This window comes from bacterium, assembly GCA_037147175.1.
GTDB lineage: Bacteria > Cyanobacteriota > Vampirovibrionia > Gastranaerophilales > UBA9971 > UBA9971.
Genome location: JBAWVS010000005.1, coordinates 41,478 through 64,016, shown reverse-complemented (window position 1 = coordinate 64,016; position 22,539 = coordinate 41,478). Strand labels below are relative to the sequence as shown.

General features: G+C 33.6%; 19 protein-coding genes. 12 read left to right on the top strand and 7 right to left on the bottom strand.

What is annotated here, in order from left to right:
* Positions 1-128 precede the first annotated feature (128 nt).
* From WCG23_02375 to WCG23_02350, 6 genes are all read left to right on the top strand, one after another.
* Positions 129-1,970 carry a tetratricopeptide repeat protein gene (locus WCG23_02375; protein MEI8388711.1) on the top strand — a complete coding sequence of 614 codons (1,842 nt, stop codon included), beginning with the start codon at positions 129-131 and terminating at the stop codon, positions 1,968-1,970.
* A gap of 139 nt (positions 1,971-2,109) precedes the next feature.
* Positions 2,110-3,360 (top strand): aspartate kinase, encoded by a 1,251-nt coding sequence (locus tag WCG23_02370; GenBank protein ID MEI8388710.1) that lies wholly within the window; start codon positions 2,110-2,112, stop codon positions 3,358-3,360.
* 99 nt (positions 3,361-3,459) lie between these two features.
* Positions 3,460-4,392 carry a metallophosphoesterase gene (locus WCG23_02365; GenBank protein ID MEI8388709.1) on the top strand — a complete coding sequence of 311 codons (933 nt, stop codon included), beginning with the start codon at positions 3,460-3,462 and terminating at the stop codon, positions 4,390-4,392.
* Positions 4,393-4,405: 13 nt separating this feature from the next.
* The gene (gene metW / locus WCG23_02360) at positions 4,406-5,062 is read left to right on the top strand and encodes a methionine biosynthesis protein MetW (protein ID MEI8388708.1); all 657 of its coding nucleotides are present in this window, start codon (positions 4,406-4,408) and stop codon (positions 5,060-5,062) included.
* Positions 5,063-5,150: 88 nt separating this feature from the next.
* On the top strand, positions 5,151-6,437 hold the full coding sequence (locus tag WCG23_02355) for a nucleoside transporter C-terminal domain-containing protein (GenBank protein ID MEI8388707.1): 1,287 nt from the start codon (positions 5,151-5,153) through the stop codon (positions 6,435-6,437).
* Between the two features lie 349 nt (positions 6,438-6,786).
* Positions 6,787-7,290, top strand: a complete 504-nt coding sequence (locus tag WCG23_02350) for a hypothetical protein (GenBank protein MEI8388706.1) — start codon at positions 6,787-6,789, stop codon at positions 7,288-7,290.
* On the opposite strand, the gene folE2 is transcribed toward WCG23_02350, so the two are convergent.
* Both folE2 and WCG23_02340 read right to left on the bottom strand, forming a co-directional pair.
* Positions 7,287-8,126: a GTP cyclohydrolase FolE2 gene (folE2, locus tag WCG23_02345; protein MEI8388705.1), complete on the bottom strand. Its 840-nt coding sequence runs from the start codon at positions 8,124-8,126 to the stop codon at positions 7,287-7,289. The genes WCG23_02350 and folE2 overlap by 4 nt on opposite strands.
* 14 nt (positions 8,127-8,140) lie before the next feature.
* On the bottom strand, positions 8,141-8,503 hold the full coding sequence (locus WCG23_02340; protein MEI8388704.1) for a hypothetical protein: 363 nt from the start codon (positions 8,501-8,503) through the stop codon (positions 8,141-8,143).
* Between the two features lie 237 nt (positions 8,504-8,740).
* Here WCG23_02340 and WCG23_02335 point away from each other — a divergent pair, with 237 nt between their 5' ends.
* The gene (locus WCG23_02335; protein ID MEI8388703.1) at positions 8,741-9,622 is read left to right on the top strand and encodes a methyltransferase domain-containing protein; all 882 of its coding nucleotides are present in this window, start codon (positions 8,741-8,743) and stop codon (positions 9,620-9,622) included.
* 4 nt (positions 9,623-9,626) lie between these two features.
* On the opposite strand, the gene WCG23_02330 is transcribed toward WCG23_02335, so the two are convergent.
* Both WCG23_02330 and WCG23_02325 read right to left on the bottom strand, forming a co-directional pair.
* Positions 9,627-11,489, bottom strand: a complete 1,863-nt coding sequence (locus WCG23_02330) for a diguanylate cyclase (protein ID MEI8388702.1) — start codon at positions 11,487-11,489, stop codon at positions 9,627-9,629.
* A gap of 95 nt (positions 11,490-11,584) precedes the next feature.
* Positions 11,585-11,755, bottom strand: a complete 171-nt coding sequence (locus tag WCG23_02325; protein ID MEI8388701.1) for a hypothetical protein — start codon at positions 11,753-11,755, stop codon at positions 11,585-11,587.
* A gap of 412 nt (positions 11,756-12,167) precedes the next feature.
* On the opposite strand from WCG23_02325, the gene WCG23_02320 reads away from it, so the two are divergent.
* Positions 12,168-13,928: a hypothetical protein gene (locus WCG23_02320; GenBank protein ID MEI8388700.1), complete on the top strand. Its 1,761-nt coding sequence runs from the start codon at positions 12,168-12,170 to the stop codon at positions 13,926-13,928.
* Position 13,929: 1 nt separating this feature from the next.
* On the opposite strand, the gene WCG23_02315 is transcribed toward WCG23_02320, so the two are convergent.
* Positions 13,930-14,565: a hypothetical protein gene (locus tag WCG23_02315; GenBank protein ID MEI8388699.1), complete on the bottom strand. Its 636-nt coding sequence runs from the start codon at positions 14,563-14,565 to the stop codon at positions 13,930-13,932.
* Between the two features lie 155 nt (positions 14,566-14,720).
* On the opposite strand from WCG23_02315, the gene WCG23_02310 reads away from it, so the two are divergent.
* On the top strand, positions 14,721-15,728 hold the full coding sequence (locus WCG23_02310; protein MEI8388698.1) for an LD-carboxypeptidase: 1,008 nt from the start codon (positions 14,721-14,723) through the stop codon (positions 15,726-15,728).
* Here WCG23_02310 and WCG23_02305 read toward each other — a convergent pair.
* Complete coding sequence (locus tag WCG23_02305; GenBank protein ID MEI8388697.1) at positions 15,720-16,703, bottom strand: HAMP domain-containing sensor histidine kinase; 984 nt, start codon at positions 16,701-16,703, stop codon at positions 15,720-15,722. The genes WCG23_02310 and WCG23_02305 overlap by 9 nt on opposite strands.
* 51 nt (positions 16,704-16,754) lie before the next feature.
* Positions 16,755-19,241 carry a leucine--tRNA ligase gene (leuS, locus tag WCG23_02300; protein MEI8388696.1) on the bottom strand — a complete coding sequence of 829 codons (2,487 nt, stop codon included), beginning with the start codon at positions 19,239-19,241 and terminating at the stop codon, positions 16,755-16,757.
* Positions 19,242-19,368: 127 nt separating this feature from the next.
* On the opposite strand from leuS, the gene galE reads away from it, so the two are divergent.
* The 3 genes from galE (at position 19,369) to WCG23_02285 (ending at position 22,511) form a co-directional block, all read left to right on the top strand.
* Positions 19,369-20,400, top strand: coding sequence for a UDP-glucose 4-epimerase GalE (galE, locus tag WCG23_02295; GenBank protein ID MEI8388695.1), 1,032 nt, complete (start codon positions 19,369-19,371; stop codon positions 20,398-20,400).
* Between the two features lie 53 nt (positions 20,401-20,453).
* Entirely contained in the window at positions 20,454-21,395 is a 942-nt protein-coding gene (locus WCG23_02290; protein ID MEI8388694.1) for a UDP-glucuronic acid decarboxylase family protein, read from the top strand.
* A 111-nt stretch (positions 21,396-21,506) separates the two neighbouring features.
* Entirely contained in the window at positions 21,507-22,511 is a 1,005-nt protein-coding gene (locus WCG23_02285; GenBank protein ID MEI8388693.1) for a tetratricopeptide repeat protein, read from the top strand.
* Positions 22,512-22,539 lie beyond the last annotated feature (28 nt).

Below are 22,539 nucleotides of genomic sequence, written 5' to 3'. Positions count from 1 at the left end.
TTCGGACTAAAGCCCTCAGAATGACAATACCAATATTAATGTGGATTTCAACTATCTGGCAATTCAAGTTAATTAATTTTATTTATATAGCTATAAACAATAATAATACAAAAATCCGAGTGGAGTGGATGTTAAAATTTATAAAAAAATTTGTCGACAAAGTTTTAAAATTTAATAATTCGATTTCCAGCTATAAAGCGGTTACAAAAGAAGTTGTTATACCTTCCAGAGCCTTTGTCAACTGGGGAATTTATCTTGCAAATTCCGGAGAAGTAGATAAGGCAATGGAAAAATTTGAATCATCAACCTATATGATCCCCAAAACGCCGGAAAGCTTTAATAACTGGGGAATAGCCCTTGCTACACAGGGAAAATATGATGAAGCTATAGAAAAGTTCAGAAAAGCATTACAAATTGATCCGAAATGCACAAAATCTTATGCTTTATGGGGAGCCGCCCTCGTTGAAACAGGAAAATTTCAACAGGCAGAAGAAATGTATCAAAAAGCGCTTGATTTAAATTCTAAAAATGCCGAAATTTATGTTAATTGGGGAATCGCTCTTGCAAGGCAAAATCAAAAGCAACTTGCGGAAACAAAATTTAAAAAAGCTATAACTCTCAGCCCGAGATCTCATCAGGCACTTTTCCTCTGGGGAGTAGTACTGGTTGAGTTGGAAAGAGATGAAGAAGCTATAGAAAAATTTGTTTTATGCACAAAAATTCATCCTAATAATCCTGATGCCTGGTATTATTGGTCTATGTCTCTTTTAAAGCGGAAACGGCTTGAAGAAGCCTATGAAAAAGGCAAAATGGCTGTAGATATGATTCCGTCAAAAATAGATTTTCAGCTTAACATGGCTGAAATTTTAACTGAAATGAAAAAGTATGATAAAGCTATCGAATATTATAAAATTGCTGAAAAAATAAACCCTGAAAATGCACAGCTTTATCTTTGTTGGGGAATTACACTTCAAAAATACGGCGAACATTTTGAAGTAATCAATAAGCTTAATAAATCAATTGAAATCAAACCTGATCAAACACAGGCAATGTATTATCTGGCTCTTTCTCTTGCGGAAACAGGCGAGTTAGACAAAGCTGAAGAAATGCTTCTCACTTTAATCGAAAAAGATTCGCGTTATATAGACGCTTATATCAAATTAGGTAGTATCGCAAGCCTTAAAGGCAATAACTCACTTGCTATAGAAAGATACAAAGAAGCTTCAAAATTTAATTTAAAAAAAACGGACGCAAATTACTTGATAGCGTCAGCTTATAGCCTCTTAAACGATTATAACAGCGCGATAGAGTACTATCAAAAAGCTATAAACGAAGATCCCGACCATCTGGATGCTCATGTTGGTTATGCTGTGGCTCTTAATGAAATCGGAAATGAAAAAGAAGCAATAAGAAAAATAAGAAGAGCTTATAAAATAGCACCGAATTCAGCACAGGTATGCATGATTTACGGAATAATTCTTTCTAAAGACAATAAGGCCTTGAAAGATGCAATAGAAAAATTTAATAATGCCTTAAAAATTAAATCTGACCTACTGCCTGCATATATTGGCAAAGGTGAAGCTTTAATAAGACTGAAAAATTTTGATGAAGCACTGCCTGTCTTTTATGAAGTGCTTTTTAAAGTTCCGAATTTCGTTCCGGCTCTTTTTCTTCTGGGAGGAACTTATCTTGAAATGTCTGATTATTATAATGATGATAATTATTTAGCGCAGGCAGCGGATTTTTTCAATAAAGTTATTGAAATCGAGCCTGATCATATTGACAGCTTAGCTAATATTGCTTATATAAAAGCTAAACAAGGCGATTTTGAAGTTTTTGAACATGAATTCAGAAGATTAAACAATGAATACCCCGAAAAAAAGGAACTTATTCATATTTATCTGAATAAAAGTTTAACAAAACTTGGAAGCGATAAGAGTTTAAACGATATTATCGATTTTGAAAATTAATAATTATTTATTTATAATTTGTTACAATTAAAGAATAATGGGTGTAATATAATTTAAATTGAATTAATTTTTCAACTTAAAGTCGTATTTTGAGACATTGGAAAAAAGAAAAATAAATAAAAAAGAGAAAGAAAGAGACATGGGCATTGTAGTTCAAAAATTTGGCGGAACATCAGTAGCAGATTCTCAAAAAATCAAAAATGTTGCTAACGCTGTAATAAAAGAATATAAAAACGGAAATAAAGTTGTGGCTGTTGTTTCTGCGATGGGACACACAACGGATTATCTTGTGAAACTGGCGGGAGAAATTTCGCAAAAACCTGATAACAGAGAGATGGATATGCTTCTTTCCACTGGAGAGCAAGTTACTATAGCCCTTTTGACTATGGCTATTCAGGAAGCAGGCTTTCCTGCGGTAAGTCTTATTGCTTCTCAAGTTGGAATTCTTACTGAAAGCGTTCATTCAAAGGCTCGAATTATTGATATTAAAACAGACAAGCTTGAAGAAAATTTAAATAAAGGAAAAATAGTTGTAGTTGCAGGATTTCAGGGTGTAACTCTGGAAGGAGAAATTACAACACTCGGAAGAGGCGGCTCTGATACATCGGCAGTTGCCATTGCAGCAGCTTTAAAAGCTGACAGGTGTGATATTTATACTGACGTGAGAGCTGTTTATTCTGCTGACCCCAGATGTGTTCCAAAAGCAAGCAGGCTTGATCGGATTTCGTATATAGAAATGCTTGAATTGGCAAGAGTTGGAGCTAATGTACTTCATCCGAGATCAGTTGAAACAGCAAATCAATTTAATGTCCCTATGAGGGTAAGAAGCAGTTTTTATCTTGACGATCCCGGAACTTTAATTTTAGGAGTGGAAGAAATGGAAATTTATAGAGCGGTTAGTGGTGTTGCAGCAGACGATTCACAGGTAAGAATAGCTCTTTTGAAAGTGCCGGATCAGCCCGGTATTGCGGCAAAAGTTTTTGGAGTTCTTTCAAAAAACAACATAAGCGTTGATATGATTATTCAGTCGCTTGAAGAAGATAATGCTAATAATATTGCGTTTACTGTTGATGAAGCAGATTTAAGCAAAGCTCTTGTAGTGCTTCAAGATATTAAACAAATTTTAAAAGCAAAAGAAATTGTAGTAGATAATAATATTTCAAAAATCAGCATTGTAGGCGCAGGAATGATTGACAGACCGGGGATTGCCGCCGATATGTTTGAAGCTTTAGCTGATGAAAATATCAATATTAAGATGATTGCTACAAGTGAAATTAAAATCAGCTGCCTTGTTGATAAAGAAAGGGCTAATGATGCCATAAAGGCCCTTCATACAAAGTTTGAGCTGGATGACGAAAATATAGATCTTGATAAAGTTCAGGCAAGTTAAATTTTTTGCGAATTCCGGAATAAAAATATGAACTTAAAGCGTTTTTTAAAGTATTATTTGTTTTTGACGGTTTTATTTGTACTGTCAGGATGCTTTTCTATGCCAATTAAAGTTCAAGCACAACAGCAAAATTTTAAACCTTTTAAAATGATTTTTCTTCCCGATACGCATGTTTCATTCAAAGAAAATGAAGATTGGATTCTTTATAAAGAAAGTTTTGTTATTTTTCAGGATGTCATTAAAAGTATAAAAACTGTTCCCAATCTTGATTTTGTGGTTTTCGGCGGTGATTTGACGGAAAATGACGATAATACGTTAAGTGATTTACCTCTTTTTCTTGACAGTATTGAAGATATAAACGTAAATTATTTTTCAATACTTGGAGATAGAGATTCTGACCTGAAAGAAAGTTATACAAAACAGGATTTTTGCGCTGAATTCAGGAGAAACGGTTTTGAAAATCCTGATTTAACATACTGGAGTAAACAACTTGCTAATAATACTCTTTTAATAGGTCTGGATACTTCTGTTGAAAACAAGTTTGAAGGGAAAATACCACCTGAAGAACTTTCATGGCTTGATGATATTTTAAAATCCAACCCTGACAAGTTTACTATGATTGTTATGCATCATCCTGCTTTTCAAGCAGCAGTTTCCAACAAAACAGCACAGAAAAACTTTGTTCTGGAAAATGCTGATGAATTTTTAACTGTTATAAACAAATATCCGCAGGTAAAATTGGTTTTAAGCGGGCATCATCACAATTATGCCGCCAAGAACTTAAACGGGAAGCTTTTTATTTCTCTTCCTTCTGTTGTAACCTATCCAAATCAGTATAAAATTTTAAAAATATACCCTGACAGGGTTGAGGTAGAAAATAAAGATATAACTTTCAAACAAATTATTAAAAAAGCAAAAAACATTATTGTAAAAACAAATTATGCGAAAATATTTAATAACGAGAATCCTAATAAAGTTCTAAACTTTCAGGAAGGCGATAAAATAAGTAAAACAAAAATCTTTTATTATTAGAGAATGAAAACCAATGACAAAAATAATTTCACGAGATAACAAAAAAGCAAGACAGCATTATGAAACCTCACAGGGGCTTCATGTCAATTATGACATTATTATGCAAATGATAGAACCTGAAGCAAAAGTTCTTGACCTTGGTTGCGGAGACGGAGAGCTTTTAAAGCTTCTTAAAGACAAGAAAAATGTTAAGGGCAGAGGCGTTGAAATCAATGAAGATAATATAATCAAATGTATTGAAAAAGGATTATCAGTTTTTCAGGGAGATGTTGATGAAGGGCTAAAAGATTATCAGGATAAGTCTTTTGATTACGTAATTCTCAACAGAACGCTTCAATGTACCCACAGACCGGATTATGTAATACAGGAAATGCTTCGTGTCGGGAAAAAAGCTGTTATAAGCTTCCCCAATTTCGCTTACTGGCGTGTGCGGCTTTATTTAACTCTGGCAGGAAGAATGCCGAAGTCGAATATACTTCCTTTTGAATGGTTCAATACCCCTAATATCCATCTTTTAACCATAAATGATTTTAAAGAGTTTTGTCAGAAAAGACAAATTGAAATTTTAAAAGAAATTTACATGAATAAAGCGAAGGTTAAAAGGGATATTTTTCATAATATTTTCCCGAATTGTTATGCAGAAGAAGCTATTTATATATGCTCACTCTAAAAAGAAAACCCGTTTTGAAAACATTTCCTTGTTATTACAAGAATCAAATAGTAAAATAGCCATAATTAGAGAAATAGAGGGTTAGAAGTTGGGTAGATTTTTTGGAATTTTTGGAATTATTGTTATTCTCGGTATTGCTTATCTTATGTCAAACAATAAAAAGGCGATTAACTGGAGAACTATAATTTCAGGTCTTTCTCTTCAATTATTGATTGCTGTTTTTGTGCTTAAAACCTCGTGGGGAAAATTTATATTCGGAAAACTTGGAGAAGGAATAGGCTATCTTCTTGCTTTTGCAAGCAAAGGCGGAGATTTTGTCTTTGGAAGTCTCGCAAATCAGCCGCTTCTTGAAAAAGTTCTCGGATCGGGAAACGGTTTTGTTTTTTCATTCAAGCTTATTCCGACAATAATTTTTGTTGCTGTTCTTGTAAATGTTGCTTATCATATAGGCTTAATGCAAAAAGTAGTTGCCTTTGTCGCTAAAATTGTCTATAAAATTATGGGTGTCAGCGGAAGTGAAGCACTTTCAAATGCCGCAAGCGCATTTGTAGGACAGGTGGAAGCTCAAATACTTATTAAACCTTATGTGGCAAGTATGACAAATTCAGAGCTTCTTGCTTCAATGGCTGGAAGCATGGCGTGTATAGCCGGCGGAGTTATGGCTGTTTATATTTCGATGGGCGTTCCTGCGGAATATCTTCTTGCAGCCAGCGTTATGGCGGCTCCCGGCGCTTTAGTGATTTCAAAACTTGTTTTTCCCGAAACACAGGAATCGGAAACTAAAGGAAAAATTAAACTTGAAGTAAAGAAAACAAGTGCAAACCTTCTGGATGCAATAGCTCATGGCGCAAGCGAAGGAATGAGAATTTCAATAAACGTAATTGCAATGCTTATCGGGCTTATTGCGCTTATTAATATGATAGATGCTGTTTTAGGCTGCATAGGGACTGTTTCGGCAAATATTGGACTTTCTTTGGGCTTTGTCGGAATTGATCTGCATCATTTAAGCCTTAGCGGTATTTTAGGAAGAATTTTTTCAATACTTGCATGGTTAATGGGTGTTCCATGGCATGAATCAGCAACAGTAGGCTCTTTAATGGGAACTAAAATGGTGATTAATGAGTTTGTGGCTTATTTAAACCTTGTGCCTATGATTAAAGGAACTGCTGCTGTCCTTTCTCCAAAGTCAATAGTTATAGCAAGCTTTGCTCTTTGCGGGTTTGCAAATTTCAGTTCTATCGCTATTCAAGTGGGAGGAATTGGTGAATTGGCTCCAAACAGAAGGGCTGATCTGGCAAAATTAGGGTTTAAGGCTTTGATTTGCGGAACTTTGGCTTCTTATCTCTCTGCAACAATCGCAGGTATTTTATTTTAGTAACTTCTGAAGTATCGCTTTGTTCATTTTCTTTCTTTTTGGACGCAAAAATAAAGAAAACAGAACCAAAAGAAAGAAAAACTAAAACCCAGCGGGGGAAAGAGATTCAGGGGCTACCACCCCCGAACCCCGGAACGAATACCGTAAAGCTCTCCTCCTGAGCAAAGCGAAGGATCTGTCTGGCGTTTATTCTCTTTTGTATTAGGGATTGTCATTGCGAGGAGGGCTAGAAGCCCGACGTAGCAATCCAATAATTAAAGTTAAATATTCACGCATTTATAATATTATTTGACAATATAATTTATTCTAAATATAATTTATAGAATTAAAAATAAGGGATTAACCAATTATGCAAAATATTACTAATCAGCCATTTACTAAACAGATTTGCAAACCGTCGTTTAACGGTGTGAATATTTTTAGGTCTCATTATACAGGAGTCCCTTCGGTAGGAATATGGGTAGATAAAAATAAAGATTTGGTTACTTTTGTTGATGGACGTATGGGTCAAAGCAGCTTGGGACATTCAAAAACTGCTTCAAGTCTGGTTAATATGGTAAAAAGACTTGGTCAAGAAGTTACTGATCCAAAAAATATTGAAAAAATAAGAAAAAAAGTTACAGGAATTGTAAAAGAGTTTGAAGTTCAACTTGGAGAACATATAAAACCTTCATCAGTTGAAGAAGCTGATTTACATACAGTTATACAAAAAGGAAACCCCACCTACAGTCCTGCAGGTTCAAAACTACCCACCAGCAAAGAAGTCCTGAGTTTTAATTTGGATCTTTCTGAGGAAGTTACAATTAAAGTCCCTCGTAGCAAATTAACAGGGATGGGAATTAAACAACCTTAACCTGAGAGGCTTTCCTCATGGTGAGCCCAGGCAGAATGGTTGTGAATACTTTCATGAGCCTCGCAATCAATCTCAAACCATGTAACCTCGGGAAGCTTTCTGATTTCAGAAATAACGTCTCTCAAGATGTCCTCAATGAATTTAGGATTATTATAAGCCTGTTCTGTTACAAATTTTTCGTCTTCACGTTTTAAAAGCGGATAAATAGGGCAACTTCCGCATTTTTCTATTAATTCTATAAGATCTTCGAGCCATATAATTTTATTTGGATCATAGCTGATTCTGGCTTTTACTATGGTTCTCTGGTTATGAGCTCCGTAATCAGAAATTTCTTTGCTGCAAGGGCAAAGCGTGGTTACAGGAACGGAAACCCCTAAAATAAATTTATAGTCATGCTCGTTTAAAATACCCTCAAAAGAGCATTTATAGCCCATCGGACTGGAAAGTTTACTTAAAGGAGCCTGTTTATCTATAAAATATTTAAATTCAAATTTAACTTTTGCGCTTTTTGCTTCGAGTCGGGCTTTCATTTCCTGAAGACAACCTTCTATATCGACTCCAAGAAGATTTCTTTGCCCCCATTCGCAAAGAATTTCAATAAAACGGGACATGTGAGTACCCCTATATTCTTTAGGGAGAGATACACTCATTTTTGCTTTTGCGCTTACAACCTGTTCTTTCGGGAATGAATTTGTTTCTGTATTCACTCCTGATTCGCAGTCGTTCTTTCTCTGGATAATTAAAGGAACTTCGACATTCCTGACACCAACACTCTGAATATCAATACCCCTATGGTCTTTTGAGTTTTGGATGTCTTTAAGTTCTGAATATGTCATTATTTATTTCTTATTTAAGCTTCAATATCTTGTGAATCAATAATATCAAATTCTTTTTGAAGTTCATCAAGTTCTTGGGAAGAAAGAGCTTTTAAAAGTTTTTTAGCAGCGGCTTTTTGAATATTCAGAGGCGCAACTCTTAATAATTCTATAGCTTTAAGCATTACAGGATCGCTGTCATACCACCTGGTGCCTTTGCCTTCGTATCTTTTTACTGTTTGATAAACTTTTTCTATAATATCTGAGGCTATAACCTCCTGAAGTTTTAAAATAAAATCAGCAGCCATATCTTTTGAATCATCAGGAGACATGGATAATAATTCCATTGCTTCACTCAAAGTTGGGTCATTATCATACCAGCGGCGTTGAGAATCCATTTATTTTTCCCCTATAAGTTTGTCATTTAATTTTCATCAGCCAATTGATAAACTATATCATGTAATTATAAAGTATAAAGCTTTTTTCAACATATTTCTACTTTGAATTATAGATTTTTTTGTAAAATACTTTGGTTGTATTATATTGATTAATTTTAAAAGCTTTTCTTCTTTATTATATTATGATGTCTTTAATAACAAAGCGATTACAGTTTTAATTTATAAAAGGGAAGATAAATGTCTGAACTGGTAAAAACATGGACAGAATGGCTGAAAAATTCAAGATTTTCATATATGTCTGAAGAACAAAAACAGCAAACGCTTTTATGGCTATGTCAGGTAAGAGATAAAGTCCTTGACAGAGCCAATTTGAAACCTGACGATATTCTTATCGATATAGGCACAGGAAACGGGCTCCTTTCTTTCGGAGCTTATGAAAGGCTCAAAGAAATGGACGGTTCAGGAAGGGTTATCGCCTCTGATGCCTTTAATGATTGTGTTGAAGAATGTTTTAAAATTGCAAAAGCCTGTGGAATGGAAAAAGAAATGGATTTTATTCAGACAGATGCTTCTGATACAAAGCTTCCTGAAAATTGCATTGACGTAGTTGTTATGAGATCAGTAATGGTTCATATTCTTGATAAATTTAAAGCAATAAATGAATTTTTCAGGATATTAAAACAAGGAGGAAGAGTTTCTGTTTTTGAGCCTATTATAAGCAAAAATACTAAATATTATGAGCTTATGACTCCCGAAAATTATCCTAATTATCAGGAACTGAAAGAAGCTGAAGATAAAATGGTTTCTGATGAAAATGACCCGCTTATGAACTTTGATGAACATTCATTGAAAAAAGACTTTGAAAAAGCCGGTTTTAAAAATATAAACATAGAGATAGTTGTTCAGTATTCAACTTATCCTGTTTCTAAAGAAATGATTGAGCCATGGCTTAACACCCCTCCAAGTCCGGGGAAACCTACAGTAAAAGAAAAATATCTTCAATATTTTTCAGAAAATGAAGTAAATGAATTTATTGAAAGATTAAAACAGGATTTAGACGGAAGAACAATAACCATAAATTCGCCAACAGCATATATTTACGCAGAAAAACTCTCCTAATAAATTATTCTGCGACAATAATTTTAATTTCGGGGATGGAGCCGACCTGATTACGTCCGTTATGTTTGGCTCTATAAAGCCCCTGATCGGCAAATTCTATAAGTTCGGTCGAATTTTTTCCGTCAATAGGATAAACAGAAACTCCTAAGCTTATTGTTACAGTAACAGTAAGCTTTTCCGCAAGCTCGAATTTTTTTTCCGCGATTGTTTGACAAATTCTGTTTGCCGCTTTTAACGCAGCTTCGGTATGTGCGTTGTCGAGAATAATCACCATTTCTTCTCCGCCATACCTTGCGACAAGATCACGAGCCTTAACGGCTTTTCTAAGTGTCTGTCCAACCTGTCTTAAAACCTCATCTCCTGCCTGGTGTCCGTAAGTGTCGTTAAATTTTTTGAAATGGTCAATATCTATAAGGACTAAAGCAAAACGGGTGTTGTTTTTATCAGCTTTTTTCATACATTTTGTCAAATGTTCCTGAAAATACCTGTGATTGTACAGATTTGTAAGTCCGTCAGTGGTTGCAAGTTTATAAGTGTAATCAAAATCTTTTGATTTAAGGACATATTTGATAATAAACATAAATGTAAAAGCAAGTATTACAAAAACAGCCTGCGGCAACACATCAAGCCATAAATTATGCTCATTAAGCATATAGGAAGCAAAACCGATATAAGAAGACAAAACCATTATAGAAATAAGGGTTGAGATAAGGGGCTGTCGGATTTTTATGACAGCTATCGCTATTAAAAGCCCCAGTAAGAGACAAATTCCAATATTGATATTATCTGAAGCTCTTTTTATAGGATTATTATCAAGTATATTGTTTAAAACAGTTGCCTGTATTTCAACACCGGGATAAACACTGCTTAACGGTGTGCTTTTCAGGTCAAATAAAGAAATGGCGGTTGCCCCGACAAAAACAACTTTGTCTTTGAAATAATCTTTTGGTATTATCGGCGGCAATCCTTTTTTTTCATTTTCTATTGATTTATAAACTTTCCAAAAAGGAATATATTCAAAAGAATGCTCACGACCGTACCAATTAATAATCATAGAACCTTTATCATCAAGCTGAATGTTTCTGTTGCCGAATAAAATTTGATTTTTTTCGTTAATTACAAACTTATCCGATTTAACTTTTTCATGTTTTTTTATATAATCTAATGCTAATTTAAAAGCCATATAAGGATAATAATTTTCTTTATATTTTAGAAAAGTAGGACTTCTGCGGGCAATTTTATCTTCTTCATCCCTTTTGAAATTTATAATTCCTATATTTTTGGTGCTGTTAATTAGCCTGTCTAAAATTAAAATAGGGTAATAATTAATACCGGAATCTTGAAAATTTATAGTTTTACTGTGATTTTCCAAATCCGCTTTCAATGAAACAGGCAAATCAGGCGTGTTTTTCACTCCACTCCTGTCCTCAAAACTCATGGAAACGTATACATTATTATGTTTTGCTATTGTGTTTGCAAATTCAATGTCTTTATCTCTAAAGCCCTTCTGGTAGCCTACAAACATCATATCAAAATCCAAAAGGCCTACATCGCCTTTTTCAAGATAATTTATTGTATCAGTATAAACATCCCTGCTCCACGGCCAACGCCCCAAGTCTTCTTCCAGAATTTCCAGGCTTACGTTGTCTATACTCAGAATAACAATTTTAGGATTAATTTTTTTTGTTTTTCTTGTCATTTGAAGCCTGAGATCATAAGTCTTCAACTCATAAGCTTCAAGCAGTTTTCCGATATCAAAAACTTTATTAGCCAGAAAATTTAGAAAAAATATAGTTAAAATAACAAATACAAAATATGAACTTTGTCTGAATAATTTTTTATCCCAAAAAATTTTTAATTTTTCCATTTTTATTCCTCAATTAACAAAATTTTCCTCTCTGCTCCGACAATAGTCCTATCGGCGCCATGAGAGGAATTTTTTTATAAGCAGTTTTTTGTTTTTTATCTGATCCATTTGGCATTAATAGGGTTACTGGTTTTTGTCACAGCAAACTCCCTACTAATAATATTATCATTTCTTGAAAAAATAAAGTTTTTTAATTCGCTGGTTGTTTTATCAATTCTTCCAGGATTTTTTAAAAATAAAAGCAGACACTCTTCGTTTGTGTTCATAAAAAAACTACTTCCCCCGGTAATAATAATATTTATACATGCCATATAATGCCTTTGAATAAGGCATTCCCCCTTAAAAGAAAAATTTTTCTTTGTATAGATTAAGTTTGCCATATTTAATTTTTTAAGACATCCTCCGAGGGATGAGTTTAAAACACTCTGGCAGGTGTAAACCATCCTATAAAAAGACTATGGGATTTTAAGTTGTTAATTCAAATAGGGTAGAATCTCAAACAAAAAGCCTTGATTTTCAGGCAAATAGTATTTTTAAAGAAATATTAAGTTGGTTTTCATAACTATCGAAGGCTGTTTTCACTAAATCATGAGGTTTTTCGCATTTTTTACAAGCATTTTTTTAAATTCAGCTGTTTTAAAAAAACAGAAACATTTTATAAAAGTAAAGAATTAACAAATGCAGATTCAAAACAATTTAATTTTTTATAATAAACTTGCAAAATTGCCTCTTGCATGGAACCCTCGCAATGAAAATTACGGTTTGCTTAAAAATAAATTTTCAGGATTGTCATTTAGCGGAACTCAAGCAATAGACAAATTTGACACATCTCCCTTAAATTTTATAGAAGATATGGAAGATATACAAACATTAAATAAACTTGCGGAAACAGTGAAACAAAGCGAAAACGTTAAAGATAAACACAATTTGTTAAAGTTTGAAGAAAAAATACTCTGGCAGGAAGCCGAAAATCCTGCACGATATATAAATCGTGCTTTAATGACATCTGCAATGAAACCTGTACCTGAAAACAAAGAAGAATGCATAGCAAAACTTCGTGAGTGCGCTTTATATGGGCTTTTTAGCCACTACATAATGTTAAAAACGATAAAAATCCCTTTAGGCGATCTTTCTTCCCACTTTCCTTTAATCGAAAAAATTATTAAAAAAACTCCCGATAATTCTTTTTTTGCTAAAAGAATAAAACTAAACTCTATTTACATGTTAAATTTGATTTATGACAATCTGGACGCAAACTCAAAAGAAAAAACCCAAAAATTATTATTTGATATTCTTAAAGAAAAATATTCCGATGATTGCAAAAAAAGTGCTTTAGACCTTTTGATAAGAATTATTCCTGAAGAGAATCCTGCTTTTCAGGAAGTTCAAAAAAGTATTAAAGACACGACTTCTAAAACAGATAAAAGAACTGCTTTAATAAATCTCGGCAAAATTCGTGATCTGCAATTACAAACAATCGTCCCCGAAATTTTAAAAAATGAAAAATCTGAACATTCTTTAAAAATTGCAGCGGTTTGGTGTGCAGGCAGGGTAAAAACTGAAGAAAGCTATAAGCTTTTATCAGGAATAATAAAGTCTCCGTCAAATACAGACAAAGACCTTGAATTAAAAGAAATGGCGCTTCATTCTTTTACACTTTACTTAAGAAAACATCCAAATGAAATAAAAACAACTCTTGAAAAAATAAGCAAATCAGATTCTCCTCTTAATGATGCTGCTTATATTTTGCTGCAAAAAGCTCAGGGGCATTTTAATCAGGAAGATCGTTTTTTAAATAAACAAATTCTTGATAAGTCAGAACGTAAAGATTATAAAAAATTAAGAGCCCAGTATATTAATGGGATTGAAGACTTGAATCCAAAACAAAAAAATCGTATAGACGAGGCGCTTATTCCTTATCATGGCGCTTTAAAAGAAATGACCGCAATGGGCGCAAAATTTTTTATTACAAATGACATTATTACCGGTATAAAAAAATATCTTACAGGAAAAAGAACAGGGAACGGCCGTTTTTGGGAGTCAGTTAAAGGCTCCTGTGGCAGTAATACATCCGTAATAAATAATACTTTACTTAAAAGATCAGATAATGCTGTTGCACATGAATTTAAACATAATCTTCATGACTATATACTGGATAAAAAAGATTGTGCCGGATTAGAAGAACTTTATAATAAGGCTAAAAAAGAAAATAAATGCCTCGACAGCTATGCAGCTTTGAACTGCCATGAATATTTTGCTCAGGGCTATGAAGCCTATATATCAATTTATAAACCCCATGTTAAGTTAATCGACAGTGATAATTACGAATCTCCTGAAGCAAATACCAGATCGGTTTTAAAACGTAAAGATCCCGAACTTTATGATTTTATAAAAGACTGCACTAAAAAATACGGGCAGCTTGAAACTCTGCCTAATTAATTTAAAATAAACAACTTTCAGTTTTTACTTTAGTCTCTTTTAGCAGGGACATTTTAATAAGAAGAACAGCCAATATTAAATATGCCAGAGCAAAAGCAAGAAGATCAAAAATAATTTTAACACTGTTTGTAATGATATCATTTTTTGCGCCCGCAAGCTCCATCCCAACTCTTTTTTCTAAATCCTGCAGTCCATTCTGTATATTTTCTTGTTTGATGCTTGGATTTGATTGAGCCATCATCACTATTTGAGATTTTACTTTATCTGCTTCACCTAAAATTTGTGTTTTGACATCAGCCAAAAGAGGTCTTACGGAAAGACTGTAAACAACTGCTATAGTTACAAGTCCTGCAAAGAAAAATATACTTAGCACCGCGGACACTCTTTCTGCCCAGACTGCACATCTGCATTTGGATTCTTTAGCGGAATTGCAAAGATAAGTTCCTCCAACTACGGCTAAAAGACCTAAAAGAGGAAAGATACTTCTTTCTGATACTTCTTGAGAAAACAAATATACCCACTTTGCAATCTTAAATTGAAAAGGAATTATTAAAATAATAAAATTAACAATCCACGTAATCAGGGTTGTAATCCCAAACACAACAAAAATTTTTGCCAAATATTCTTTTTTAGACATAACTATTTCTCCTTTTATAAATTTTTATTTATTCTATCACAGAAACAAAACATATAAATTTTTTGTCTATGTTCGCTTTATAAATTTAATTCTATATATATTAAAATTTCTTCCTGTTAAAATTTTATATAGTGCTTTAAAAAAGAAATCAGCATATGAAATGTTTGATGCTTTTTAGCATAGAAGACACTTTTTGGGTAAGAATAAATTTGGAAAAATTCATGCCGATACTTCCGAAAAAATTAAAAAAAGGCGACACGATAGGGATAATTTCCCCTGCCGGAGCTGTAAAAGATGAGAAGTCATGGGACTTTGCCAAAAAATATTTTGAAAACAAAGGCTATAAAGTTAAAATAGCTTTTCATGCAGATAACAAAAACTCTTATCTTGCGGGAAAAGATGCTGACAGACTCTCTGATCTTATAAATTTCTTTAAAGATGATGAAATTAAAGCCATAATTTGCTCACGGGGCGGTTATGGGACTTTCAGGCTTCTGGAAAAAATTGATTGGGAAATAATAAAAAACAATCCTAAAATTTTTGTGGGTTACAGTGATATAACTGCTTTATTGAATAATTTTGTTAAAAAATCAGGAATAGTAGCTTTTCATGGACCTCTTGCCCTTTCTGATTTCGGGGTGGAAGAAATAAATAAATACACAGAAGAAAATTTCCAAAAAATTATTGAAGGAAAAGCAAAAATTCCATACAAATTTGAAAATAAATTGAATTACGAATGTATTATTGCGGGAAAAACTCAAGGTGAACTAATGGGCGGAAATTTGACTATTTTGTGCGGATTGCTGGGTACACCATATTTTCCGGAACTTCAAGGAAAAATTCTTCTGCTTGAAGATATAGGCGAACCTCTTTATAAAATTGACCGAATGCTTATGCAGCTAAAGCTTGCAGGAATTTTTGAAAAAGTATCAGGAATTTTGTTTGCGGAATTTACATCAATTATTGAAACAGAAACAGCTGATAGTAATAAATTAACACCCGTTAACATCATAAAAGAGCTTACTAAAGGTTTAAATATCCCCATCGGATATGGTTTCAATGCTTCACACAGTAAACAAAAAACAACTTTGCCTCTGGGAGTAAAATATAGCTTTGATTCTTACGATTTTAAACTTGAAATAATTGAAAATTATTTAACTTAAAGGAATGCTGAAAGAAAAAATACTTCCTTTGTCAGCCAGACTTTCTGCCCATATTTTTCCGTTATGATTTTCAATTATTTGTTTTGACAGATAAAGCCCCAGCCCTGTACCTACTTTTCTAAACTTCATGGCTTTTGAGAAATACCTGTCAAATATTTTAGATATATCCGTTTCTGAAATTCCCTTGCCGTTATCTTTAATTTTTATAATAACATCGGTCTCATTGACTTCATGATCAAGGGAAATAACTCCACCGGGTTGAGTATAAGTTATGGCATTGTTTAAAAGATTTAAAACCACCCTTTTTATTTCGTTTCTGTCTATATTTAATAAAGGAATTTCACTGCGGATATTATTTTCAAGAGAATGATTGTTTTTAGCGGCAAGTGAAGAAATTTCATTCAGACATTCCGTTAATAAAACTTTAATATCAACAGGTTCTTTTTCAGGTTCTGAGGGAATTGCATCATATTTATAAACAGCAAGAAGAGTATTTACAAGGTTTAAAAGGTCTTTGTTGCTTTCCAGCATATTTAGAAGAGCTTCTTCCTGTTTTTGGGAAATTTCCCCGAAGGTTCCTTTTAGAAAAAATTGCAGTGTGTTTTTTTCTGCAAGAATTGGGATTTTTAGATCATGCGCGAGTGTTGCACTAAAATCTTCTCGAATTTGATCTAATTCCTTAAGTTTTTTAATATCACGCAGAAGTTCTTTCTGATAATCTTTTATTTTTATATCTCTATCCTGAAGGGCTGTGATCATTTTGTTTATGTTAAGAGAAAGTTTTCTGAGTTCGTTGTTGTATCTTATATGCAGCCTTTCCGAAAGATTGCCTCTACTTACATAATCAAAGACTTTTCCTATTTCATCAAGAGTATTGACGAGTTTTCTGTATTTTACGTAGACAACCATCAAGCTTATTGAAATAATACAGCTCAAATAAGTTATTATTACAGGTAAATTTTCTTCCAGACGCATAAATTTTTCCCGATTTAGGATTTTATCTTATCTTCGATTAATACAGCAGCTTTATACAACAATATTTATTAATTTATTGGGAACAACAATTATTTTAACAATTTGTTTTCCCTCAGTGTAAACCTGAACTTTTGCTTGAGCGAGTGCGGCTTTTTCTATATCTTCTTTTGATGAATTTAACGGCATGTCAATTTTGTCTCTAAGCTTACCGCTGACTTGAATAGCAATTGTTACGGTATCGGCTATACAGAGTTCTTCCTTGTATTCAGGCCATTCTGTAAGGTGAATTGAGCCGTTTGCACCGAACTCATTCCATATTTCTTCAGAAAGATGCGGAACTAAAGGCGACATAAGTTTTATTAAGGTGAAAACAGCCTGACTTAAAACAGCCTTGTCTTCTTCAGAATAAACTTTTTTAGTATTTACATAATCATAAAGGCTGTTTACAAGCTCACGGCTCTTGCTTATCGCTGTATTAAACTGAAATTCGTTGTTTATATCCTGAGTTATGCCTTTAATAGTTTTATGCGTTTCTCTTAAAAGGTCTTTATTTTCTTTAGAAAACGAACTGATGTCATTTTGGGGAACAACAGAATCAGGATGGGCTAAATTAGGTTCACATGTTTTGACCAGACGCCAAACCCTGTTTAAGAACTTGTAGCAACCTTCTACGCCCGCATCTGACCAATCGAGATCTCTTGCCGGAGGAGAATCGCTTAAAATAAATAATCTTGCGGTATCAGCCCCGTAATTTACAAAAATTTCATCAGGATCAACGGTATTGCCTTTTGATTTACTCATTTTTGTACCGTCTTTTAATACCATACCCTGAGTTAAAAGATTTTCGAAAGGCTCATTGAAATTTACAAGTCCTCTGTCTTTGAGGAACTTCACAAAAAATCTTGAATATAAAAGGTGAAGAATAGCATGTTCAATACCGCCAACGTATTGATCAACGTTCATCCACTTATTAACGAGCTCAGAATCAAATATTTTCTCGCTATTTTTAGGATCAATATATCTTAAATAATACCAGCTGCTGCAAATAAACGTATCCATTGTGTCAGTTTCACGTTTTGCAAGAGAATTACATTTTGGACAAGTTGTATTTACGAAATCAGACGAGGTTGCAACAGGCGATATACCCTTAACTGAAAAATCAACATCTTCCGGAAGAATAACAGGCAGGTTTTCATCGGGAACAATACCGCATTTTTCACAGTAAATAACAGGAATAGGCGCACCCCAATATCTTTGCCTGCTTATAAGCCAGTCCCTTAGCCTGAATTGAACTTTTCCAAATCCTGCATTATTTTTTTCAGCCCATTCTGTTATTTTTTTCTTGCCTTCATCGCTGCTTAATCCGTCAAATTCGCCTGAATTTATCATAATTCCGGCATCTGTATAAGCTTCTGTCAGAGGTGTGCTATCTTGTTTTTCAGGATTTTTGATAACTTCAACAACAGGCAGATTAAATTTTCTTACAAATTCAAAATCTCTTGTATCATGGGCAGGAACGCCCATTACTGCGCCTGTTCCGTATTCAACAAGCACATAATCTCCTGTCCATAAAGGAACTTTTTCCCCGTTGAAAGGATTTATGACATGTGTTCCGAGAGGAACACCTGTTTTAGGTCTTTCTGTTGAAGTTCTTTCAATTTCGGACAATCTTTTTGAATTTTCTATGTATTCATTAACTTTTTCTTTATTTTCATCGGTGATTAATTTATCTATATCGGGATATTCAGGTGCAACGACAAGATAAGTTACGCCAAATACCGTATCAGGTCTTGTTGTAAACACAGGAATTTCTATTTCGGGCTGCTCTTCGGTCTTAAACTTGAGAACAGTTCCGTAAGATTTTCCGATCCAGTTTTTTTGCATTAACTTAACGTTTTCAGGCCAGCCTGTTAACTTGTCCAAATCCTGCAAAAGTCTTTCAGAGTAGTCAGTAATCTTTAAATACCACTGAGAAAGCTTTTTCTTTGTGATAAGTGATTCGCAACGCCAGCATTTTCCGTCTTCCACCTGTTCATTTGCAAGAACGGTAGCGCATTTTTCGCACCAGTTTACGGGAGATTCTTTTTTATAAGCCAATCCTGCCTTAAAAAATTCAAGAAACAGCCATTGCGTCCATTTATAATAATCTTTTTTACAGGTTGCGATTTCTCTTTCCCAGTCAACACTTAAACCAAGTGTTTTAAGCTGCATTTTCATGTATTCTATATTGGAAAAAGTCCAGTCTGCCGGATCTTTTCCCTTCTGTATAGCCGCATTTTCCGCAGGTAATCCGAAGGAATCCCAGCCCATAGGGTGAAGTACATTAAAACCTTTCATTTTCTTAAATCTGGCAATCACATCAGAAATAGTGTAATTCCTGACATGTCCCATGTGAAGTTTTCCTGAAGGATACGGAAACATTGACAGAGCATAGTATTTAGGTTTGTCTGATTCGTTCGGGGTTTTGTTTATACCTTTTTCTTCCCACACTTGCTGCCATTTTTTTTCTATTTCCTGATGATTATATTGTTCTTTCAAGGTTTTAACTCCTTCAATTTTTTTATTTTACTTTGAGTTAATTATATACAAAAAAGTAATTTTTGGACGGTTTTTAAGGAAGGTCTTTTATTGTATAATCAATTTTAAACAAAATGGAGTAAAATTAATGATTTTAATAACCGGCGGAGCAGGTTATATAGGAAGCCACTGTACGCTTGATCTTATTAGAGCAGGTTATGAATGTGTGGTCATAGATAATCTTTCATACGGACATCCGGAAGCCATTCAGCAGATTGCGGATAAAGGCTCTATGAACGACGAGAGCCTTTTAAAACAACCTTGTTTCTGTAAAGTTGACCTTAAAAACATTGATGAAATAAAAGAAGTTTTTAAAAAATACCCGATAAAGGCCGTCATACATTTTGCAGCGTTTGCTTATGTCGGAGAATCAGTTGAAAATCCTCAAAAATATTACTACAACAACGTTGTAAATACTCTTAATCTGCTTAGTGTGATGCTTGAAAACAACGTGAAGAAAATTGTTTTCTCCTCAACCTGTGCAACTTACGGGAATCCGGAATATGTTCCGATAGACGAAAAACATCCGCAAAGCCCAATAAATCCATACGGCACAACAAAACTTATGATAGAAAAAATTCTTAAGGATTATGACAGTGCATACGAACTAAAATACATTGCATTAAGATATTTTAATGCTTCAGGTGCCGATGATGGAGGGCAATTAAATGCGGTAAACATAGGAGAAAGTCATTCTCCGGAAACTCATTTGATTCCGCTTGTACTCCAAACAGCATTAGGTCAAAGAGATTGCATAAAAGTTTTCGGCGATGATTATGATACTCCGGATGGCACTTGTATCAGGGATTATATCCATGTTAATGATCTGGCAAAAGCACACAGGCTTGCTCTTGAAAAATTAATAAAAGAAGAAAAAAGTAATTTTTATAATTTAGGAACAGGCAAAGGATTTTCTGTCAAAGAAGTAATAGAAAAAAGTGAAAAAATAACAGGAAAACTGATAAACAAACAAATTTCTGAAAGAAGAGAAGGCGATCCGCCTGTTCTTATAGCCGATAATAAAAAAGTAAAACAGGAATTAGGATGGAATCCTGAATATACAGAAATTGAGGATATAATAAAAACAGCCTGGAATTGGGAACTTAACAGAAAATATTAAAACAAAAGATAACAATCGTTAATTAATTTACTTGAATGAGGTTTGCTATAAAAATGAAAAAGATATTAGTTACCGGCGGAGCAGGATTTATAGGCTCACATTTATGCGAAAGACTTTTAAATGAAGGAAATGAAGTTGTTTGTGTCGACAATTTCTTTACAGGTTCTAAAGAAAATATAACTCATTTAATGGAAAACAAATATTTTGAGTTAATAAGACATGACATAACAGAACATTTACTTGTAGAAGTTGACCAGATTTATAATCTTGCTTGTCCTGCTTCCCCTGTGCATTATCAATACAATCCGATTAAGACAATAAAAACAAGTATTCTCGGAATTACCAACATGCTCGGACTTGCAAAAAGAGTAAAAGCCACAATTCTTCAGGCTTCCACTTCGGAAGTGTACGGAGATCCCAAAGAGCATCCGCAAAAAGAAACTTACTGGGGAAACGTAAATCCGATAGGAATAAGAAGCTGCTACGATGAAGGTAAAAGAGTTGCCGAAACTTTAATGATGGACTATCACAGACAAAACAACGTAGATATAAAAATTATAAGGATTTTTAATACTTACGGACCGAGAATGGCTGAATATGACGGCAGGGTCGTAAGCAACTTTATTGTTCAAGCTTTAAAAGGTGAAGATATCACTGTTTACGGGGATGGCAGCCAAACAAGATCTTTCTGCTACGTGAGCGACCTTGTTGACGGATTTATCAGAATGATGAATTCAAAAGACTTCACTGGACCGGTAAATCTTGGAAATCCTGTAGAAACTCCCATTGTTGAATTTGCCGAAAGAATCATTAAATTAACCGGAAGTAAATCAAAAATAATTTTTCTACCGCTTCCTCAGGATGATCCGACCCAAAGAAAACCTGATATCTCCCTTGCATCAGAAAAATTGGGATGGCAACCGGAAGTACAACTTCAGGACGGATTAACAAGAACTATAGAATATTTTGACAAAAAATTAAGTTTGACTAAATAAAAATACCGATTTTTTAGTTACAATATGCCTATATATGTTATATTATTAGAAGAGTAAGATTAATTTTATGTCACAAATCTGTCTTTTAAGTAGTTAATGGTTTAGGAAATTATGCAAAATATAAATATATATATAACGGCTGTTTGTTTTTTATTAATTGCAATAATTGCAGCTTTTATGTGGTTTTTTAATAAAAACAGACGATATGAAGTTGAGTATAATAAAGGAATAGAGGCGTATCAGGAAAAGAATTTTGAAACAGCAATAAAATTCTTTCTTAACTCAACTAGAATTAATCCTGAAAAACTTGATGCTTTTTATAATCTTGGTTTGACTTATATGGCGCTAAATAAAGTCAATGATTCTGAACAAAATTTTAAAAAAGCACTGGAAATAAATAATGATGATCATGATACCAATCATAACTTAGGATTGCTTTATTACAATATAAAAAAATATGATAAAGCTTTTAGCCAGTTTAAAAAATTGTCTAATACAAAACCTAATGACCATGAAACTATTTATCTTATAGGGCTTTGTCAAATGGAAACAGGAAATATTAACGAAGCTATAGAAAATTTTAATAACGCAATTAAAATAAAAGTTTCTATGGAAGACTGTTCTTATTATCAGACCCTTGCACAAGCTTATGATAAAAGATTTAATTTAAGCGGAGAGTTTAATGACTTAATTATGGCAAGAGATTTTTATAAAAAAACTCTCGAAATTGATTCAAAAAACGAAGAAGTCTGGTACAAAATAGCAGTTTGTTCTGCAAAACAAGGATTGTGGGATGATTGCGTTAATTTCTGCCAAAAGGTTATCGAATTGAATGATCAGGCTTTTGAGGCTTATAACCAGATCGGACTTGCAATGTATTGTAGCGGTGAATACGATAAAGCCGCTTCTATGTACAGAAAAGCATTGGCAATTAATCCTAAATTTTCCGATGTTTATACAAATTTTGGATATGTCCTTGAAAAACAGGGAGATTTCAAAGAATCGGTTAAAATGTTCAGGAAATTTCTTGAATTAAAACCGAATGCGGATAGTTCAGATATAGTTGATTCACACATAAAAGAACTTGAAAACAGCATTAATCTCAAAAATAATTAACCTGTCATTGAGCAAAGTAAAACCTCTG

What these genes read in the sequence shown, in the direction of transcription:
- WCG23_02375 (MEI8388711.1), top strand. Translation starts at nt 129, where the DNA reads ATGTTAAAATTTATAAAAAAATTTGTCGACAAAGTTTTAAAATTTAAT.
- WCG23_02370 (MEI8388710.1), top strand. Translation starts at nt 2,110, where the DNA reads ATGGGCATTGTAGTTCAAAAATTTGGCGGAACATCAGTAGCAGATTCT.
- WCG23_02365 (MEI8388709.1), top strand. Translation starts at nt 3,460, where the DNA reads ATGCCAATTAAAGTTCAAGCACAACAGCAAAATTTTAAACCTTTTAAA.
- metW (MEI8388708.1), top strand. Translation starts at nt 4,406, where the DNA reads ATGACAAAAATAATTTCACGAGATAACAAAAAAGCAAGACAGCATTAT.
- WCG23_02350 (MEI8388706.1), top strand. Translation starts at nt 6,787, where the DNA reads ATGCAAAATATTACTAATCAGCCATTTACTAAACAGATTTGCAAACCG.
- folE2 (MEI8388705.1), bottom strand. Translation starts at nt 8,126, where the DNA reads ATGACATATTCAGAACTTAAAGACATCCAAAACTCAAAAGACCATAGG.
- WCG23_02340 (MEI8388704.1), bottom strand. Translation starts at nt 8,503, where the DNA reads ATGGATTCTCAACGCCGCTGGTATGATAATGACCCAACTTTGAGTGAA.
- WCG23_02335 (MEI8388703.1), top strand. Translation starts at nt 8,741, where the DNA reads ATGTCTGAACTGGTAAAAACATGGACAGAATGGCTGAAAAATTCAAGA.
- WCG23_02330 (MEI8388702.1), bottom strand. Translation starts at nt 11,489, where the DNA reads ATGGAAAAATTAAAAATTTTTTGGGATAAAAAATTATTCAGACAAAGT.
- WCG23_02325 (MEI8388701.1), bottom strand. Translation starts at nt 11,755, where the DNA reads ATGAACACAAACGAAGAGTGTCTGCTTTTATTTTTAAAAAATCCTGGA.
- WCG23_02320 (MEI8388700.1), top strand. Translation starts at nt 12,168, where the DNA reads ATGCAGATTCAAAACAATTTAATTTTTTATAATAAACTTGCAAAATTG.
- WCG23_02315 (MEI8388699.1), bottom strand. Translation starts at nt 14,565, where the DNA reads ATGTCTAAAAAAGAATATTTGGCAAAAATTTTTGTTGTGTTTGGGATT.
- WCG23_02310 (MEI8388698.1), top strand. Translation starts at nt 14,721, where the DNA reads ATGAAATGTTTGATGCTTTTTAGCATAGAAGACACTTTTTGGGTAAGA.
- WCG23_02305 (MEI8388697.1), bottom strand. Translation starts at nt 16,703, where the DNA reads ATGCGTCTGGAAGAAAATTTACCTGTAATAATAACTTATTTGAGCTGT.
- galE (MEI8388695.1), top strand. Translation starts at nt 19,369, where the DNA reads ATGATTTTAATAACCGGCGGAGCAGGTTATATAGGAAGCCACTGTACG.
- WCG23_02290 (MEI8388694.1), top strand. Translation starts at nt 20,454, where the DNA reads ATGAAAAAGATATTAGTTACCGGCGGAGCAGGATTTATAGGCTCACAT.
- WCG23_02285 (MEI8388693.1), top strand. Translation starts at nt 21,507, where the DNA reads ATGCAAAATATAAATATATATATAACGGCTGTTTGTTTTTTATTAATT.